Here is a 13,288-nt window from a genome sequence, read left to right as displayed (position 1 = left end):
GGTCAGGGCATTTTTTATGGGTCATCCGGTTTGCGGATTTCCCGAATAAGCGATCTTGATCGGATCACTTCGTTCAACAGGATCGTTGTTCAATCCATGGCTAAAGTGTAAAACTGAGGGTGAGTCAGGTTATAGCGTAATTGCAGAGATTTCGCGTATTAATGGCACAATATTTCAATAATCAATGAAAAATTGGAATCCAATGAATATCGATCGCTATGACCAGCAAATTTTGGAAATTCTCCAAGTAGATGGCCGTATTGCCAATCAGGACCTTGCGGACCGCATTGGTTTGTCTCCATCACCGTGTTTGAGACGCGTCCGCGCTTTGGAAGAGTCTGGTTTGATTCTGGGATACAGGGCGATGCTGGACGCGAAAAAGCTGGGTCTATCACTGATAGCGCTCGTCCACATTTCCATGGATCGGCACACACCGGAGCGTTTTGCCAACTTCGAAGCCAGTGTTGCAGTCCTGCCGGAAGTGTTGGAGTGCCTGTTGATCACCGGACAGGATGCGGATTACCAGATCAAAGTCGCCGTCAAGGACATGGACCATTACCAAGCCTTGCTGCTCAACAAGCTCACCCGTATCGACGGCGTTACCGGTGTGCACTCCAGTTTTGTCTTGCGCCGCGTCATCGACAGAACTGCGCTGCCGGTGACCTGAATCGCTTAACGAGCGTCAGGCAGTTCGATCTTGACTTCCAAAACCTCAAGATTGTCCTGGCGCTCCAGATGTACCTTGATGTCATCCGGATTGATATGGATGTATTTGCTGATAACGGCGACCAAGTCGCGCTGCAATGCAGGCAGGTAATCCGGTTCGGCCGCATTGCGGCCGCTGCGCTCGTGGGCAAGAATGATTTGCAAACGCTCTTTGGCAACACTTGCTGTTTTTTTCTTTTCACCAAGCAAAAAGGAAAGAAGTGACATGGCCTTACTTGCCTCCAAACAAGCGTTTCAGCAGACTTTGTTTGGGTGCTTCTGTAAAACGCATCGGCTTGTCAGTGCCCAAGAAACGGTCAATCACGTCTTTGTAAGCCTCTGACACATCACTGCCTTGCATGTGGACGGCAGGAACACCTTGGTTCGATGCCTGCAAAACAGACTCGCTCTCAGGGATAACGCCGATCAAAGGAATACGCAAGATGTCCTGGATATCGTCCAAGGACAACATTTGTCCCTGATCGACTCGCGCAGGGTTGTAGCGGGTAATCAGCAAATGCTCTTTGATGGGCGTTCCGCCTTCCATGGCGCGTTTGGTCTTGCTCGACAACATTCCCAAAATACGATCGGAATCCCGGACAGAAGACACTTCAGGATTGGTAACCACCAAGGCTTCATCGGCAAAATGCATAGCCATGAGTGCACCGGTTTCAATACCGGCGGGTGAATCGCACACGATGAATTCGAAATCCAAAGCGGACAAATCCTTCAGGACTTTTTCTACGCCTTCCTGGGTCAGTGCATCTTTATCCCGGGTTTGCGAAGCTGCCAGGATGTAAAGGTTGTCGCACTGCTTGTCTTTGATAAGCGCCTGATTCAGGTTCGCTTCTCCCTGGATCACATTGATCAGGTCGTACACCACGCGGCGTTCACAACCCATGATCAGATCCAGATTCCGTAAACCCACATCAAAGTCAATAACCGCTGTTTTTGCGCCCCTCATCGCCAGACCTGTTGCAAAACTTGCGCTGGTCGTTGTCTTTCCAACGCCCCCTTTACCTGATGTGACAACAATGATCTTGGTCATGAAAAGCTAATCTTTCAAAAGGTGTGGAACGTTAAGCCTTGAGGGCTTCAATCAGTAATTTTTCTTGCCCATCTTCGCTCAAGCGAATCTGGGCGGTTTTCCCGTGGATGTCTTTGGGTAAGGGATTCTCGCTGGTGCGGTACACCCCGGCGATAGACACCAGCTCAGGTTCCAATTGCAAAGCAAAAATTCTCGCTTTGGTGTTTCCACGCGCACCTGCCATGGCTTTACCACGCAAGGGGGCATACACGTGAATGTTACCGTCAGCAACGACTTCAGCGCCTTGGTTGACGATGGCCAACACCACAAGATCGCAGCCTCTCGCATAGACTTTTTGTCCAGATCGCAAAGGTTTGTCGACCACCATCGTTGAAGGCCCGGGTACTTCCCGGATCACTTCCTGAATAACGGTTTCTTTGGCTGCTACCGGTCTGGCCACTTGTTTGCTCAGTTGCACGTCTTGTTCAGCTTCTGCTAAACCGGCTTTCAGGCCGAACTCTTTCCATGCAGGGTGACCCCCACGGACAGCAACAGGCGTCAAACGACAGCTTTTGAGAAATGCAGTGAATTTCACAAGATCCCGCGGCTGCTCATTGTCGGGAACCTGTGAGAAATCAATGACTAACGCATCGTTGTCAAAAAAATCAGGCGTTTCACCTGAAGGTCCAAAAGCTTTCGCGAGTTCTTCTGACAACTCTTCCAAGTTTGCGGACTTCACCAGCAAAGCGACCAGATTCATTTGAGCGCTTTTGATTTCAAACGTCTGACGCGTTTGCGCTGCAGGAGTAGCTGGCATGGAGGGTTGTAGGTACTGAACGGATTCGAATACGCAAATCTTACTTGATCGATGGTGCTGTTTGAGCGGATTCAGTCACGAAATTTCAGATGTACACAAGTTTTTTTCGTGAAAAAAAACAAGCTCAAAAAAGTGGAAAAAAAGTTGCTTGCTATTGTCTTAATTCTTTAAATTCAAAATAGTAGTAGTAGATAAGGATTGACCTCTTCTGTGGATAAGCAAATTTTCACTATATGAATCAATAACTTACGGTCTTCTCACTCTTGTGCGTGACTCTGCTTTTGAGTTGTACCCAAAGCTTGAATAACTTTGAGTTTTTCAAAAATTTTGTGGATAACTCTGAGTTGTTGTGAAGTTTATGCACAGAGTTATTCTCATCGAAGGTTCGCGGTCTGAGTGACAATGGCGAAGAGGAGAGATGTCTCTCCATCCATTCGAACGACAATGAGGTCCCGCTTGGTAAAGGCGTGAGTCAAAGAGAGAATTGCGCATGGTCGAAAAACGTTCTTTTGAAATTGCCAGAGAAACGCTGAAGCAACTCACCGCCAGAAAGCTGGTACCTACGCCTGCGAATTACCAGTCGGTCTACAACGAGATCGCTGGCATTCCGTCCATACAACCGTTCCCGGCGGATTTCCTTCGGGATCTGTCGCAGTCCTTGCCACTCAAAACGCCCGGACAGCAAAAGCAAAAGGCCTTGCTGGACTACGCGATTGATCGCTTGAGTTGGGATGGTGTGAAAACAGCCTTGGTGGGCTATGGTGGTTTTGTGTCGACGGTGGCAACAGATTCGTCAGGCAGTGTTCCACTGGCAGGCGCAGAGAATGCGACTGGAGCCGCGACCCCCAATCCGGCAGCGCTGACCAGCGAGTTTTTTGTACAGATAGCGCGTTTGATCGAATACGCACAACCTGCGCTTGACACTGATGATGCCCGATTCCGCGAGCAAACACAGCAGTTGCTGCAAGCCATGCGCGATCCCAAGGCAGAGGCGTTGACCCTCAAAAACTTGCTGTCCGCATACAGTCACCGTTTGTCTTTTGCAGCCGAAGATCAGGCAGAAATCCGCAATGGCTTACTTAAGCTTTTGCACCTGGTGTTCGTCAATATCGGCGAACTCAGCATTGATGAGCAATGGCTCAAAGGCCAGATGGATGCCTTGATCAGTGTGTCTACGCCACCTCTGAGCTTGCGCCGGATCGACGAGCTGGAGCGATTGCTCAACGATGTGATCTTCAAGCAAAAAGATGCCAAATTCAAAATGCTGGAGGCGCAGGACGAAATGCGTACCATGCTGGCGACCTTTATTGAGCGCTTGGCCCAGATGACCCAATCCACCGGTAGTTTTCAGGGCAAATTGGAAGAAAGTGCACGCTTGATTGAGCAAGCGAAAAACTTGTCAGACATTGCGCCTGTTTTGAAAGATGTTGTGGGTACTACCCGCGGTATGGCGCAAGAGAGTCAGATATCGCGCGAACAGCTGGGGGCCATGCAAGAGCGCGCCAAGCAAACCGAAGTCGAGTTGGCCAAGCTGCACAAAGAGTTGGACCGCGTGAGTCTGCAAGCTCGCCATGATGCGTTGACAGGGGCTTTGAACCGCAAGGGCCTCGACGAAGCGCTCATTCGTGAGGTGTCAACCACCAAGCGGAATGCCAGTGTGTTGAGTGTGGCACTGTTGGACATTGATAACTTCAAAAAGCTCAACGACACGATGGGCCACGCTACGGGCGATATCGCGCTCACCCATTTGGCCACGGTCGCGCGTGAATGCATGCGACCGCAAGACACTCTGGCCCGCTACGGCGGCGAGGAATTTGTGATCTTGCTGCCCGATACGGTGCTCGACAAGGGAATCGAGGCTATGACCCGTCTGCAGCGTGAATTGACCAAACGGTTCTTTCTGGCCGGTACTGAGAAGGTGTTGATCACCTTCAGTGCCGGGGTCGCCCAAATGACCGAAAGTGAAACACCGGCTGAGGCGATACGCCGTGCGGATCAGGCGATGTACCTTGCCAAAAGAGCCGGTAAAAACCGGGTACTCGGTGCCTGAGGCGGCTTCACAGTGCGGAAGTAAGAAACCACTGAATCAGGAATTTGGCGATAAAACCCACCATGCCGAAAGCAAGCCCCAGGAACAGGACAAAGGTGCCAAACTTTCCGGCTTTTGACTCCCAAGCCAGCTGAGCAATGATGAACAGCATGTAGAGAATAAAGGCGCCGACTCCGAACGTGAGTCCGAAAGTGGCAATCTGTTCTTCAGAAAAACCCAGCATCAAGGCGCCTCGTCAGACAAGGGCTCGACGCGCACCAAATCCCGGTAGGCATGCCAACTGGCATGGCCCAACATGGGGATCACCAGAATCAATCCGAGCAGCAAGGAGGCCAATCCCAGCAAGGTGAAGCCAATGATCAGGGCGGCCCACCACGCCATGACTGCCGGGTTTTCGAGGACAACCCGCCAACTGGTCAATATGGCGGTTTTGAGTGTGACTTGCTGGTCCAGTAGCAAAGGCATTGCGACCACTGTCGATGCAAACATCGGGGCAGCCAGCACCGCACCCAAGGCCAGCCAGACTTCAAAAAGCCAGCCATCTTTGGCCAAGATGACAAAGTGAACAAAGTCGATGGGCGAGTGAACAGGCGAAGGTGCAAACAAAGTAATGAGTGCGGCCGACGTCAATACCCAGGTCGTGGCGGCACCGGCCAGCAAGATGCCAAAGCGCAGCATGCGCCAGTAGTCTTCGCCCCAACGGTTCAGGCGCTGGTCTTGCCAATTCAGCCAAGTTTGAGAAATCACGCCCCAATCTGCAGGCTCATCCCGCTCGAGGGCGCGACTCAGTGCGTACAAGCTGGTGGCGAGAACCGGTGCAATGACGAGAAATCCACTCAGTGCCCCCGCCAGAAGCCAAAATTGATGGCGGGCAAAGGCCACCATCGCGGCTCCGATAAACGTCAGTGCTAGTCCATGGGTCAGGCTGACAATTCCCGCCCTGTGCAGGTCCCGCCATCCCATAGCCAGCCAGGCCAAGGGTTGCAAGAAACCCACTTGGCGAATGATGATGCGAGAAATGGGGGTTGGGGCCATAGTGCAAACCAGTCTATGGCACCCCTCCCCGTCATCGATTGACGAAAATCAATTCAATGGTTGAAAGCGGAAGCTTTCACAAGGTCAGTGCTTGGACTTCCCGCCGTGTCCACCCTTGTGCTTGGAAGATTCAGTGTCGAAAATCTTCTTTTGCTCAGGTGTCAGGGTGGCGTAAAAGGTCTTTACGGCTTGGTCGCGTTGTTCCATGCGGCTGTTGTGTTCACTGGTCATCTCTGTGCGCATAGCTTTCATCTTGTCCAAGCGTTCAGGAGTCGACAACTTCGCCAATTCAGCGCGGTCCATTTTGGGCTTGTCAGCCCGCGCTGCTGGTTTCATGGCATTGGAGAACGTGGTCCAGTTAGCCTCTTGGGCAGCGGTAATCTTGAGTTTGTCTTTCAGTTCAGCGCTGCGCTTGGCGTGCATTTCTTCCATTTTTGCGGGATCCATCCGGTGCATGCCCGGGCGACCGCCCATGGCTTCATCAGGATTTCCATGCTTTTGTGCCATCGCTGAAAAGCCAGCCGTTGCCAACAAGCCTGCAACTACCAAAGTTTTGAATGCGGGTTTCATAGGTTTGTCCTTTTGGGGTGCACCTGGCAGCGGGAATCGCGTTCAGGTTGAGAGCAAGTGTGGTCCGGCCATGTAACTGCGATGTGCAGGAAGCATGGTGCTTTGTAAAGATGCGTGAAAATGCTCCATTAACAAATCGATAGGTGTTGTGTGTTTAAAAACGTGATCGTGTACCGCTTGGCGTCACCCTGGTCTGTCACCCAGGTTGATTTAGAAGACGCTTTGCAACCGGACCGCTTTGTCGAGTGCGGTGCCAGTCAAGAAAAGTCCGTAGGCTGGGTGGAGCCACGTGGACAAGCCCATGGCCCGCTGGTCGAAGTGGTCGGCGGCCAATGGGTACTCAAACTCATGATGGAGGTGAAGTCGGTCCCCGGCTCGGTGGTCAAGCGCAAGGTGGAAGAACAGGTCGCACAGATCGAGGTAAGCACAGGCCGCAAGCCCGGCAAAAAAGAGGTGCGTGAACTGCGGGATGAAGCACGCTTGACCCTGCTCCCCATGGCGTTTACCAAGCAGGGTAGTGTGGGTGTCTGGATTGATCCCAAAGACGGCCTACTCGTTTTGGATGCAGGCAGCCAGAGCAAGGCGGATGAGGTCATGACTGCGCTGATCAAGGTGATTCCCGGCTTTGCGGTGCAATTGGTGAACACCCAGATTTCACCTGCCGCTGCGATGGCGGTGTGGTTGTCGACTCGCGAGTCCCCCTCTGACTTCTCAGTAGACCGTGAATGTGAACTCAAGGCATCTGATGAATCCAAGGCCGTGGTCCGCTACACCCGCCACCCATTGGACACCGAAGAGGTGAGCCAACACATCGCACTTGGAAAGATGCCGACCCGCTTGGCCATGACATGGAACGACCGCGTCTCTTTCGTGTTGACCGAGGCACTGCAGTTAAAGAAAGTGACTTTTCTGGATACTGTATTTGAAGACTCGCCCAAAGCCGCAGGAGACCGCAAAGAAGACAACTTTGATGCCGACGTCGTGATTTCTACCGGTGAGCTATCGCAACTGATTCCGGATTTGATGGAAGCACTGGGCGGTGAAGTCCCCTTGGGTTCCATGCCCGGCATGCCCGTTGCCCCATAAAGGCGCGACGCAGGCAGGGGCTTCCGACTGACGGCAGCCCGGGCACTGCCGGGCTCGGCTACGCTGTCGCTTTTTCAAGGGAGACCGCATGTCACGCAAAACTGCCCAAGACTTTGACCAGGAACTGCTCATTCTGTTTGATGCCTATGTGCATGGCATCGTGGACCGGCGGGGGTTTTTGGAAAAGGCTCAGAAATTTGCAGTCGGTGGTTTAACGGCAGCAGGCTTGTTGGCGGCGCTCAGCCCCAACTTTGCGGCGGCACAGCAGGTACCGAAGGATGACAAACGCCTGCTGACCAGCACGGTGGAGCTGCCATCGGCCGCCGGTTACGACACGGTCAAGGGCTATCTGGTGCGGCCTGCGGGTGTGACTGGCAAATTACCAGTGGTATTGGTGGTGCACGAAAATCGGGGCTTGAACCCGCATATCGAAGACATTGCACGCCGCGTTGCATTGGAAGGGTATTTGGTACTGGCGCCTGATGCTCTGGCGCCGCTCGGTGGCTACCCCGGTGATGAAGACAAAGCCCGCAACCTGTTTGCGACGCTGGACCAAAAGAAAACAGCTGAAGATTTTGTGGCCGCTGCCCATTGGCTGCAAGCCCATCCCGACTCCACAGGCAAGCTCGGTACCGTGGGTTTTTGTTATGGCGGCGGTGTGGCTCACGCGCTGTCTGTGCGTTTGCCCGGCCTGTCAGCGGCCGTGCCGTTTTATGGCAACCACCCGGCGGCAGAGGATGCGGTCAAAGTCAAAGCGCCTTTGTTGATTCATTTTGCCGGGGTGGACGAGCGCATCAATGCCGCTTGGCCCGCGTATGAAGCCGCCCTGAAGGCAGCTGGCGCGCGGTACACCGCGCACCAATACGCCGGAACCCAACACGGCTTCAACAACGACACCACGCCTCGCTTTGACGCGACTGCTGCAAAGCTGGCGTGGGAACGCACCTTGTCATTCTTCAGCCAGACTTTAAAGAGCTAAGGCTCAGTCGCGGAACCGGTCATGGCCGCGGCCTTTGCCGCGGTGGCCATGGTGCGGCTTGTGATGGCCAAAGCCTTTGCGGTAGCCACGGTCATCATCGCGGTAGCCGGTTTGGTAACCCGGGTGGCGAGGGCCACCCTGTGCGTAACGCTCTGCTTGTACATGGTCATTCATGCCGCGTGCGATACCCGTGCCCGCAGCGCCGCCAATACCAGCCCCCACCACGGCGCCTGAACGGCCACCGACCGATTGGCCCACCGCCGCACCGGCAGCTCCACCCACTGCACCGCCAATCATGGCGCCACTCTGGTTGCGTCCGGGCGAGGTCACGGCCGCACCTGTTGCGCCGCCGATAGCACCACCAATCACGGCACCGTTTTTGCCACCGACGCTTTGCCCCAGTACAGCGCCAGCCGCTGCGCCTGCACCACCGCCCAGGATAGGCGTCCAGTCACTGGCGTGCGACAGTGGCGCCGCACACAAGGCTGCGGCCATCAGGGGGGCCGCCATCCAACGGGAAGGTGTCAAGGCACGACGAAGGGTAAACAAGTTCAACATGCAACAAGGGGCGAGGCCCGTACCGTTAAAAGTAACGGTTTATGCACTTTCAACGTGTGGATGTCTGCCCGGATGACGCCGATTACAGGTCTTTACACCTGCGGCCACTTGCTTACGTCTGGCCGAGGGCGCTTCACTTGGCAAATCAGTTTTTCGCAGGGCAGGTACTAATGCCCAGCACAGCGTAGGCGGGGCACCAGCCGATGAAACCGGTGAGCACCGGCAGGACGCCGATCCACCCCCAAGGGCCAATGATGTCGGTGGCGGCCAGCCCGATCAGCACGGCGCCCACCCAAATGCGGAGAAGCCGATCCCCGTTGCCGGTGTTGGTACGCATGCTGCACTCCAGAAGTTGTGGAAGCCTTCATTGGAGCGGCGAGTGCGCTCACTGTCGGTGCTATGGACCACACTGGTGCGGTGCCACGACTTATGGACATTTTTGCACGCTAGCGCTCGTAAAACCTGCGCAAGTAGCTATGGATTTGATAGCAGATGGCTCTCGCCCGACAGATCGTCGAGGATGGGGCACTGGGGCCGGTCGTCACCATGGCAGCCATGCAGCAGGGTGGAGAGAGTGCGCTGCATGGCCTGCATGGCGGCGATGCGCTCGCTCAGTTCGTCCATGTGCTTTTGGGCGATCTTCTTGACGTTGGCACTGGCGCGGCGCTTGTTTTGCCACAGGCCCACCAGTTCCCCGATTTCGGCCATGGAAAAGCCCAGGTCGCGGCAGCGCTTGATGAAGCGCAAGGTGTGCACATCGGCCGGGCTGTAGAGCCGGTAGCCGCTGTCGGTGCGCGTGACGGTGCCCAGCAGACCCAGCGACTCGTAATGCCGCAGCATCTTGGCGGACACTCCGCTTTGGCGGGCAGCTTCGCCGATGTTGACGGGTTGGCTGGACAGCGCCGCTGACTTAGTCTTTGACGGCATAGCCCTCTTCGGCAATCGCCTTGGCAAGGATGTCGCGGGCTTGGGTGGATTCGACTTCCACCAAGTTGGCGCTGCGGTCGATTTTTACCTGGGCTTGGGGGTCCGCGTCCTGGATGGCGCGGGTCACGGCCTTCTCGCAATGGCCGCAGGTCATGCCGGTGACGGTAAAGGTCTGGTTCATAGGGACTCCTGAAAGGTAGATAAAAGCATTGTGAACCTTGCCATGGTGGGAGGGTCAAGCGCCTGTGTCAGTGGCCTGCCGCTCTTTGGGCACACAAAAATGCACGTAAGCTTGTTTTCCCATGGGTTGAAGAGGGGAGGATCACTTGGACATCATCAAAGCCACGGTCGAAGACGCTCCTGCCATCAGCCGCCTGATCGGTAGCGTGGCCCGGTTCTTCACTTTGCAGCCAGACGGCGCGGGTGCGGAAGACTTTCTGAAGACGATTTCGCCCGACGCTTTAGCCGGTTACCTGGCAGATCCGCGCTTCGCGTATTTCAAGGCGGTCGACAACGACGCGCTGGCGGGCGTGGTGGCGGTGCGCGACAGCAGCCACCTGTATTACTTGTTTGTGGACGCGTCATTCCAGCGCCGGGGCTTGAGCCGTTTGCTGTGGGACCATGCCCGTGCAGCGGTGGGCGAGGCGAACCCGGGTTACTTCACGGTTAACTCCACGCCCTATGCCCAGCCGGTGTACGAGCGCTTCGGCTTTGTGGCCGCCGGACCGCGGGTGGAGGCCAAAGGCATTGCTTTTGTGCCCATGCGTTGGCTAACCGCTTGACCTTCCCACCATGGCAAGCCCTAAGCTTGCGCCATGAGCACTGAAAACACATCCCCCACGACCATCGATATCGGCATAGGCGGCATGACCTGCGCATCGTGTGTGATGCGGGTGGAAAAAGCCTTGAAGAAGGTGCCCGGCGTGGACAGCGCCACCGTGAACCTGGCCACCGAGTCCGCCCGCATTGCCGTGCACGATGCCGGCATGGAGGCCCGCCTGCGCCGCGCGGTGCGGGATGCGGGCTACGAGCCGCTGGCGCCTAGCGCGGCAATAGATGCAAAGGATGCATCCGCCTGGGCTGGTTTCGGGCCGGTCGGTATCGGCCTGGCGCTGTGTCTGCCGCTGGTGTTGCCCATGGCTGGCGACCTGTTTGGCAAAGACTGGATGCTGCCTGCACTCTGGCAGTTTTTGTTGGCTACGCCGGTGCAGTTTGTGTTGGGCGCACGCTTCTACAAAGCCGGTTGGCACGCACTGCTGGCGCGCGCCGGCAATATGGATTTGCTGGTGGCGCTGGGTACCTCAGCGGGCTGGGGTTTGTCCATGTGGCTGTGGCTCAGCTTTCTGTGGGGGGGCGCAGCGGAACACGCGGCCCACGGGATGGCGGTCATGGAGCCGCACCTTTATTTCGAGAGCAGCGCCGTGGTGGTGACCTTGGTGTTGTTGGGCAAATGGCTGGAGACCCGCACCAAGCGCCAGACGACTTCCGCTATCCGCGCTTTGCATGGTTTGCGCCCGGACACGGCGCACTTGATCGGCCGTGATGGCGAAGTGGACGTGCCCGTGGCCGAAGTATTGGTGGGCGACAAGCTGGCAGTCAAACCCGGCGAGCGCTTTCCGGTAGACGGCACCCTGCTGGAAGGCCGCACGCAGGTGGACGAATCCATGCTCACTGGCGAGCCGTTGCCGGTCACCAAAGAGGTGGGCGCCAAGCTCACGGGTGGCAGCATCAACGGCGAAGGCCGCGTGGTGCTGGAGGTACGCGCGGTGGGGGTGGACACGGTGCTCTCCAGCATCATCCGCCTGGTGGAGGACGCGCAGGCCGCCAAAGCGCCCATCCAGCGGCTGGTGGACCAGGTGAGCGCGGTGTTTGTGCCGGTGGTGCTGGTGATTGCGCTGGTCACGCTGTTGGGCTGGTATTTCACCGGCCACAGCTTTGAAGTGGCGCTGATCCACGCGGTGGCGGTGCTCGTGATTGCCTGCCCCTGCGCGCTGGGCTTGGCCACGCCGGCCGCCATCATGGCGGGTACCGGGGTAGCGGCCAAGTTCGGCATTCTGATCAAGGACGCCCAGGCGCTGGAAGTGGCGCACACCGTGAACGTGGTGGCTTTTGACAAAACCGGCACGCTTACTGTGGGTCAGCCACGCCTGACCGCTTTGGTGCCCGTGGGCCTGACCGATGACGAAGCACTGGCCTTGGCCGCCGGTTTGCAAAGCGGTAGCGAGCACCCCTTGGCACGCGCGGTGCTGCAAGCGGCCAAAGACAAAGCACTCACGGTGACAGCACCTACCGATGTGCAAGCAGTAGCCGGTCGTGGCACCCAAGGCAAAGTGGGTGAGCGCACGTTATTGCTGGGTAGCTTGCGCTGGATGGCGGAACTGGGGGTGGACATGGCGCCTGTCGCGGCGCAGGCGGCCGATTTGCAAGCCGGTGGCGCCACGGTGTCGGCCATGGCAGAGCAACAAGCCGGCGGCGCAAAGCTGCTGGCGTTGCTCGCGTTTGCAGACGAGCCCAAGCCCGGTGCCAAGGAGGCACTGGCCACCCTAAAGGCCCGCGGCATCCAGACTGTGATGATCTCCGGCGACAACCGTGGCGCGGCCGAGGCCATGGCCAAGCGCTTGGGGCTGGATGCCAAAGATGTGTTGGCCGAGGTGCTACCCGGCGACAAGGCGGCCAAAGTAGCTGCCTTGAAAGCAGGCGGCAAAGTGGTTGCCATGGTGGGCGACGGTGTGAACGATGCGCCCGCGTTGGCGGCGGCCGATGTGGGCATAGCCATGGCCAACCCCAACGGCGGCGGCACAGATGTGGCCATGCATGCGGCCGGCATCACCCTCATGCGCGGCGACCCGCTCTTGGTGGCCGCAGCGCTGGATATCAGCCGCCGCACGGTGGCCAAGATTCGGCAAAACCTGTTTTGGGCCTTTGCCTACAACGCGGCCGGCATTCCGTTGGCAGCGCTGGGCTACCTCAGCCCGGTGGTGGCAGGTGCTGCCATGGCGCTGAGCTCGGTGAGCGTGATGACCAATGCGCTGTTGCTCAAGCGCTGGACGCCCGAGAAGGGCGGCAAGTAGGCCGCTGAATAGTAGTAAAAAGTGCCTCTGGCGCTCATGGAATGTGCGCAGTTAGCTCCTAAAATGTGAGCAAACTCCAAGGCGCCCATGCAATCCCTGCTGCTCACTACCGGTCTCTATGTGCTCACCGCGGTCGCCGAGATCGTGGGGTGCTACCTGCCTTGGCTGTGGTTGCAGCAGCGCGCACCGGTGTGGGTGCTGCTGCCGGCGGCAGCGTCATTGGCCTTGTTTGTTTGGCTGCTCACCTTGCACCCCGCAGCCAGCGGCCGGGTGTATGCGGCCTATGGCGGTGTGTATGTCGCCACTGCACTGGTGTGGCTCTGGTGGGTGGATGGCATTGCGCCGACCCGCTGGGATCTGCTGGGCGCCGGCCTCGCGCTGGCGGGCATGGCGGTGATTGTGTGGGCGCCGCGCGCGCCGGTATGACGTAGGTCAAGACACGGCACCGCCCCTTGTGGGATTC

At 57.1% G+C, this 13,288-nt stretch carries 17 protein-coding genes; 7 read left to right on the top strand and 10 right to left on the bottom strand.

The features are described 5' to 3' along the window. The first annotated feature begins 202 nt into the window (after window positions 1–202). The gene (locus RAE21_RS16275; protein ID WP_313882256.1) at window positions 203–667 is read left to right on the top strand and encodes an Lrp/AsnC family transcriptional regulator; all 465 of its coding nucleotides are present in this window, start codon (window positions 203–205) and stop codon (window positions 665–667) included. 5 nt (window positions 668–672) lie between these two features. Here the strand turns inward: RAE21_RS16275 and minE are convergent, their stop codons facing one another. Genes minE through minC form a run of 3 tightly spaced genes read right to left on the bottom strand, consistent with a single transcriptional unit; the run spans window position 673 to window position 2,549 of the window. Beyond that, complete coding sequence (gene minE / locus RAE21_RS16270) at window positions 673–933, bottom strand: cell division topological specificity factor MinE (RefSeq protein ID WP_313874637.1); 261 nt, start codon at window positions 931–933, stop codon at window positions 673–675. Window positions 934–937: 4 nt separating this feature from the next. Further along, window positions 938–1,753, bottom strand: coding sequence for a septum site-determining protein MinD (minD, locus tag RAE21_RS16265; RefSeq protein WP_313874636.1), 816 nt, complete (start codon window positions 1,751–1,753; stop codon window positions 938–940). 31 nt (window positions 1,754–1,784) lie between these two features. After that, window positions 1,785–2,549 (bottom strand): septum site-determining protein MinC, encoded by a 765-nt coding sequence (gene minC, locus RAE21_RS16260; RefSeq protein WP_313882255.1) that lies wholly within the window; start codon window positions 2,547–2,549, stop codon window positions 1,785–1,787. Between the two features lie 490 nt (window positions 2,550–3,039). Here minC and RAE21_RS16255 point away from each other — a divergent pair, with 490 nt between their 5' ends. Continuing rightward, window positions 3,040–4,599, top strand: a complete 1,560-nt coding sequence (locus RAE21_RS16255; protein ID WP_313882254.1) for a sensor domain-containing diguanylate cyclase — start codon at window positions 3,040–3,042, stop codon at window positions 4,597–4,599. A gap of 7 nt (window positions 4,600–4,606) precedes the next feature. Here RAE21_RS16255 and RAE21_RS16250 read toward each other — a convergent pair whose 3' ends face one another. From RAE21_RS16250 to RAE21_RS16240, 3 genes are all read right to left on the bottom strand, one after another. Continuing rightward, window positions 4,607–4,822, bottom strand: coding sequence for a DUF2788 domain-containing protein (locus RAE21_RS16250; RefSeq protein ID WP_313874633.1), 216 nt, complete (start codon window positions 4,820–4,822; stop codon window positions 4,607–4,609). Next, entirely contained in the window at window positions 4,822–5,634 is an 813-nt protein-coding gene (locus tag RAE21_RS16245) for a DUF2189 domain-containing protein (RefSeq protein WP_313882253.1), read from the bottom strand. Before RAE21_RS16245 ends, RAE21_RS16250 begins: the two co-directional genes overlap by 1 nt. Window positions 5,635–5,718: 84 nt before the next feature. Beyond that, a complete protein-coding gene (locus RAE21_RS16240; protein ID WP_313882252.1) occupies window positions 5,719–6,204 on the bottom strand; it encodes a Spy/CpxP family protein refolding chaperone in 486 nt (161 codons plus the stop codon). Window positions 6,205–6,354: 150 nt separating this feature from the next. Here RAE21_RS16240 and RAE21_RS16235 point away from each other — a divergent pair, with 150 nt between their 5' ends. After that, window positions 6,355–7,290, top strand: a complete 936-nt coding sequence (locus RAE21_RS16235; protein ID WP_313882251.1) for a recombination-associated protein RdgC — start codon at window positions 6,355–6,357, stop codon at window positions 7,288–7,290. Between the two features lie 88 nt (window positions 7,291–7,378). Further along, complete coding sequence (locus RAE21_RS16230) at window positions 7,379–8,269, top strand: dienelactone hydrolase family protein (protein WP_313882250.1); 891 nt, start codon at window positions 7,379–7,381, stop codon at window positions 8,267–8,269. 3 nt (window positions 8,270–8,272) lie between these two features. Here RAE21_RS16230 and RAE21_RS16225 read toward each other — a convergent pair whose 3' ends face one another. From RAE21_RS16225 to RAE21_RS16210, 4 genes are all read right to left on the bottom strand, one after another. Beyond that, window positions 8,273–8,827: a glycine zipper domain-containing protein gene (locus RAE21_RS16225; RefSeq protein WP_313882249.1), complete on the bottom strand. Its 555-nt coding sequence runs from the start codon at window positions 8,825–8,827 to the stop codon at window positions 8,273–8,275. Window positions 8,828–8,972: 145 nt separating this feature from the next. Further along, a complete protein-coding gene (locus tag RAE21_RS16220; RefSeq protein ID WP_313882248.1) occupies window positions 8,973–9,164 on the bottom strand; it encodes a YgaP family membrane protein in 192 nt (63 codons plus the stop codon). A 137-nt stretch (window positions 9,165–9,301) separates the two neighbouring features. After that, on the bottom strand, window positions 9,302–9,754 hold the full coding sequence (gene cueR / locus RAE21_RS16215) for a Cu(I)-responsive transcriptional regulator (RefSeq protein ID WP_313882247.1): 453 nt from the start codon (window positions 9,752–9,754) through the stop codon (window positions 9,302–9,304). Beyond that, a complete protein-coding gene (locus tag RAE21_RS16210; protein ID WP_313868156.1) occupies window positions 9,738–9,935 on the bottom strand; it encodes a heavy-metal-associated domain-containing protein in 198 nt (65 codons plus the stop codon). The genes cueR and RAE21_RS16210 overlap by 17 nt, the downstream gene beginning before the upstream one ends. 145 nt (window positions 9,936–10,080) lie before the next feature. On the opposite strand from RAE21_RS16210, the gene RAE21_RS16205 reads away from it, so the two are divergent. The 3 genes from RAE21_RS16205 (at window position 10,081) to RAE21_RS16195 (ending at window position 13,251) form a co-directional block, all read left to right on the top strand. Next, window positions 10,081–10,536 carry a GNAT family N-acetyltransferase gene (locus RAE21_RS16205; protein WP_313882246.1) on the top strand — a complete coding sequence of 152 codons (456 nt, stop codon included), beginning with the start codon at window positions 10,081–10,083 and terminating at the stop codon, window positions 10,534–10,536. 33 nt (window positions 10,537–10,569) lie between these two features. Then, window positions 10,570–12,825 carry a heavy metal translocating P-type ATPase gene (locus tag RAE21_RS16200; protein WP_313882245.1) on the top strand — a complete coding sequence of 752 codons (2,256 nt, stop codon included), beginning with the start codon at window positions 10,570–10,572 and terminating at the stop codon, window positions 12,823–12,825. Between the two features lie 87 nt (window positions 12,826–12,912). Further along, entirely contained in the window at window positions 12,913–13,251 is a 339-nt protein-coding gene (locus RAE21_RS16195; protein ID WP_313874615.1) for a YnfA family protein, read from the top strand. Window positions 13,252–13,288: the final 37 nt, after the last annotated feature.

The organism is Rhodoferax potami, from assembly GCF_032193765.1.
Classification (GTDB): Bacteria; Pseudomonadota; Gammaproteobacteria; order Burkholderiales; family Burkholderiaceae_C; genus Allorhodoferax; species Allorhodoferax potami.
Note: the sequence above shows the minus strand (reverse complement) of the source record. Positions and strands in the feature narration are given on the sequence as shown.

Coding starts and splice junctions, on each gene's coding strand:
- RAE21_RS16275 (WP_313882256.1), top strand. CDS start 203: ATGAATATCGATCGCTATGACCAGCAAATTTTGGAAATTCTCCAAGTA.
- minE (WP_313874637.1), bottom strand. CDS start 933: ATGTCACTTCTTTCCTTTTTGCTTGGTGAAAAGAAAAAAACAGCAAGT.
- minD (WP_313874636.1), bottom strand. CDS start 1,753: ATGACCAAGATCATTGTTGTCACATCAGGTAAAGGGGGCGTTGGAAAG.
- minC (WP_313882255.1), bottom strand. CDS start 2,549: ATGCCAGCTACTCCTGCAGCGCAAACGCGTCAGACGTTTGAAATCAAA.
- RAE21_RS16255 (WP_313882254.1), top strand. CDS start 3,040: ATGGTCGAAAAACGTTCTTTTGAAATTGCCAGAGAAACGCTGAAGCAA.
- RAE21_RS16250 (WP_313874633.1), bottom strand. CDS start 4,822: ATGCTGGGTTTTTCTGAAGAACAGATTGCCACTTTCGGACTCACGTTC.
- RAE21_RS16245 (WP_313882253.1), bottom strand. CDS start 5,634: ATGGCCCCAACCCCCATTTCTCGCATCATCATTCGCCAAGTGGGTTTC.
- RAE21_RS16240 (WP_313882252.1), bottom strand. CDS start 6,204: ATGAAACCCGCATTCAAAACTTTGGTAGTTGCAGGCTTGTTGGCAACG.
- RAE21_RS16230 (WP_313882250.1), top strand. CDS start 7,379: ATGTCACGCAAAACTGCCCAAGACTTTGACCAGGAACTGCTCATTCTG.
- RAE21_RS16225 (WP_313882249.1), bottom strand. CDS start 8,827: ATGTTGAACTTGTTTACCCTTCGTCGTGCCTTGACACCTTCCCGTTGG.
- RAE21_RS16220 (WP_313882248.1), bottom strand. CDS start 9,164: ATGCGTACCAACACCGGCAACGGGGATCGGCTTCTCCGCATTTGGGTG.
- cueR (WP_313882247.1), bottom strand. CDS start 9,754: ATGCCGTCAAAGACTAAGTCAGCGGCGCTGTCCAGCCAACCCGTCAAC.
- RAE21_RS16210 (WP_313868156.1), bottom strand. CDS start 9,935: ATGAACCAGACCTTTACCGTCACCGGCATGACCTGCGGCCATTGCGAG.
- RAE21_RS16200 (WP_313882245.1), top strand. CDS start 10,570: ATGAGCACTGAAAACACATCCCCCACGACCATCGATATCGGCATAGGC.
- RAE21_RS16195 (WP_313874615.1), top strand. CDS start 12,913: ATGCAATCCCTGCTGCTCACTACCGGTCTCTATGTGCTCACCGCGGTC.